We start from the raw sequence: 3754 nt of genomic DNA on the forward strand, positions 1-3754 counted from the left end.
TGGGTACTACTTAAGTCCTTCGAACCAATAGTTCAAAGGTAGATAGTAACAGCCACTCTAAGCAAAGAGAACCACAATTGCACAGGTCTATGGGCGTCAATACTACTGTTAGAGGGCATCCTAAACGACTTTTGTAGTGAGGGAAGATACTATTAGTTTGCGTCCTGAATTTGAGAATAATGAGTGAAGCTGTCGACATCTCTCAGCGATGTACGTTTCCGTCCTCGATCGACGTTACCTCGGTCCTAGACCGTCTCGAGATCCAATTTTTGGACGTCAACGAACGGCGTGCGATCGTTATTTTCGCTGGGGCAATACTGAACCTTGAGAGTCAAAAGGGAAACCTTACTGAACTCGAGTGTGCGGAAATTACCGTCTACGATCTTCCGACGAACAGTGAGCAGGATGCCGGCACGGAAACAGAGGTTGCACTTGAACTGATCGAGGATTTTCGTAATCAACTATTTGCCACCTCCAATCCTGCATCGTAGCCAAATAGAAGGATACTTTCCAACGATTGCTCACCTGAGAGCCACGTCGGCTATGAAATGTACAGAATCGATACGGACGGATAGAAAAGCGCTCAAAGAGGTCGTGGTGTCTGCCTATTCGGCTATGAAAACTGAGTTGAGTCAAGTAACTACAACAACTCGGGCATCACGGTTCAAGTTGAGGACAAACAAGAGAAGAATACACTCGCACAATCCACAGCAGGTGCAACGCACAGACCGATCCTGAGTATCTAATAGCAGACATACACTACGGGACCCACCCACAACGGAAATCAGTTGACACAGGGCTTTCACACATGAAGTCTAAATCGGATATACGCATGCGCATAGAACAATAGTGATTGAAGTCAAGGAGACTATAATAAGTAAAATATATATAATAAATACAGACAGACACCGCTAATCAGATACGTTTGAATGACTATGTTTCAGTTAGAACAAACTCCAGTTCACACCCCGTGTGCGAAATGAATTCGATATTTGACCGAACCGGGACCCCGTGTGCAAGATGATTTCCTCACTACTGTGTCGAACCCCGTGTGCGAAATGAATTAACGCGGGAACTCGACCAGGTGCCCCGTGTGCAAGATGAATCTCTGTACACAGGTGAAGGAAAACGATTACCGAACAACCGCATTCGATCGATTGTATATTCACGGGATATGATATGCACCCCGTGTGCGAAATGAAATATCAGTAGCTCAGCGTCGACAGCGGTTACTGACCTTCGAAGAAATCGTCGATTTGGGCATTGACTACGGACTCGATGAGCTCCTCATTGTCCTCGATTTCCTCGAGACGAATATCCTCCTGTAACGTTTCCGCGACGACTTCCGGATCGTCTACGAAGGTGTATTCCTTGTGCACGCCGCTGCCGTATCCTCGACCTCGTTTCTCCGAAGTAACGAAATTGTACGTCTCTGCCTCGGTCATATACCGGAGATACGAATCGCGCGACTTCTTGTCCGTGTCCAGGAGATCTGCGATGTACTGGTAGACGCGATAGGCCACGGTACTGGGAACGGCACTGAGATTCCGACGGGAGTAGACGGGAACGATAGCAGTCGCGTAGAGGGAGAGTTTCTTTTGGGTCGAGAGGCCTTGCATCTGTGTGAGTGTTCGGTCACGTTCGGCTTCTTTCTGGGCATCACGAACGTGTTCTTCACGAACTGTCGCTTCACCTCGACGGTCGGCGAGTTCGCCGGCCTTTCGAAAGAGATCGATCGCTTTTCGGGCGTCACCGTGGTCCTGTGCCGCAAACGCCGAACTGAGCGGAATGATTCCGTCCTCGAGGACGCCCTCACGATAGGCGTCGTGTCTGCGATCAAGAATCGCCTGGAGTTGATTCGCATCGTAATCCGGGAAAACGACGTCCTGTGGATTGAACGAGCTTTCCGCACGACCATCGAGATTCTCCATGAATCGGGGGTCGTTCGTCAGTGCAGCAACCGAAATATCGCCTTCGATGCGTCCGAGCTGAGACGCTCGAGAGAGTTGGTAAAGCAATTTGGAGTATGCCGGTTCGTCGTTGGGATCGCGTTGACGACCGACGAGAAGGTCAACCTCGTCGAGGATGATGATGACCGAATCGAAGTACTCGTTTAGCAGTTCGTAGAACCGACGCAGCTTCTGATCGGTAGAAATTCCGCTTTCGGGAATACCAGCGTCGACACCGGCTTCAGCGGCTGCGTTTTCGACGAGTCGGAAGACGGCACGATCGTGAGACTTGATGGTCTGGCAGTTGACTTGGACGACACCGAACTGAATGTCCTGGCCAGTTGCGAGATCGGAGACCTGCTCACAGACGGCGTTAATAATCAGCGATTTGCCGGTTCCGGACGGCCCGTAGAGCAACATATTGGGAGGTCGATTCCCCTGTAGTATCGGACGAAGATACGTGATAATATCGTCTAACTGTTGATCACGACCGACGATTCTGTCCTCATCGATGACGGTATCGGGATCGAGCAGCCCTTTGTCTCGGAACACGGAGTTTTGAACGCCCTCCTGGAGTCGACCCTTGATAGATTGAGAGAGAGACTGTTGGTCGGAGCCATCAGCCATAGTATCGGAGAATAGCCCATCTCATAAATAGATGTGGGATACCGTGTGCGAGATCAAATACGCGCTTTTCTCGGGATAGAGAGTTTGTATAGCCGAAGAATAGAAAAGAAGCTCGTACCGTGGGCAAAGTCAAATAATCGACCGACTCGCAGATAGACACCCCGTGTGCGAAATGAATTTTTGACGCTGTTGGATTCGCCTCTGTGATGATGTTGACGCCGGACTGGACAACTTGAGGGCTTACAGGTTCGGAGTTCTGGTATACCAGGACCGATTTCGGTTCTCGAGATGGAGAAGAAAGCCGACAAGGTCTGGAATCCGAAATAGAATGAGGGGAAAGAGGATTGTTGACTATAGGAACAACTGAAACAATTCACACGCTGATCGAACGATGGTCATGTGATTGGGTGTTCAGTGACGTCCAATAGCTACTGGAGACTAATTCAAGAACAGTCAAACGGCGACTATTGTCAGACGAGTGTGTTACTAACCAACATGGACACCCTCCCCCCGTGTGCGAAATGAAATCCGGATAAGGGATGGAAGGGGGAAAGTACCGAGTTCATCAACTATACGGCTAATACGTCTGTTTACGCATCGAAGAACGGTTCTATAGCCAGTTCACGTTTTTATCTATAATACGGAAAGCTTTTTGTATATCGACCAGAAACAGTAACCGCACTGGGTTCAACAACACATAATTAATATATAATAAATATATTTATGCGTTATGTCTCAACGAACCGTATGATATCGTCGTATCCACTATATACCGCCTTCTTAACCGCTACGAGCGGTGATTTCTCGATACCTTCTTACACTCTAGCTGCCCAACCCACCTTCCTCCAAAGCAAATTCATTTCGCACACGGGGGGAGGGTGTCTGCTGTTTCACTACTGATATTCATTCACACCACTGTAGTTTTATCTTTCCCACACCTACAAGACAAAAAGGGATGTTGATAGAACTAGCCGATCGGTACCTCTAGTTTCACACACCAGTTGCGATACTGTTCGGCAGCGGGTGTGCACTAATGGATCACTACTGTAGTAGCTGCCGTTATCGTCTGTCTCCAATCGTCCTCGAATTTCCAAGACTGTCCGAGAATACATCGCATCCGCTATAGGCAATCGACCCGGCCCGGATGGCAAATTATCCCTGTTTTCGAACGATCTATA

General features: G+C 48.7%; 2 protein-coding genes. One reads left to right on the forward strand and one right to left on the reverse strand.

The window, feature by feature from the left end; translation table 11 throughout:
- Positions 1 to 179 precede the first annotated feature (179 nt).
- Positions 180 to 491 carry a hypothetical protein gene (locus tag RBH26_RS21165; protein WP_306760350.1) on the forward strand — a complete coding sequence of 104 codons (312 nt, stop codon included), beginning with the start codon at positions 180 to 182 and terminating at the stop codon, positions 489 to 491.
- Between the two features lie 738 nt (positions 492 to 1229).
- Here RBH26_RS21165 and RBH26_RS21170 read toward each other — a convergent pair.
- Positions 1230 to 2576, reverse strand: a complete 1347-nt coding sequence (locus RBH26_RS21170; RefSeq protein ID WP_306760351.1) for an orc1/cdc6 family replication initiation protein — start codon at positions 2574 to 2576, stop codon at positions 1230 to 1232.
- Positions 2577 to 3754 lie beyond the last annotated feature (1178 nt).

The organism is Natronolimnohabitans sp. A-GB9, assembly GCF_030848565.1.
Lineage (GTDB): Archaea > Halobacteriota > Halobacteria > Halobacteriales > Natrialbaceae > Natronolimnohabitans.

Bases quoted from the DNA above. Each gene is read 5' to 3' on its own strand.
- RBH26_RS21165 (WP_306760350.1), top strand. From the start codon at position 180: ATGAGTGAAGCTGTCGACATCTCTCAGCGATGTACGTTTCCGTCCTCG.
- RBH26_RS21170 (WP_306760351.1), bottom strand. From the start codon at position 2,576: ATGGCTGATGGCTCCGACCAACAGTCTCTCTCTCAATCTATCAAGGGT.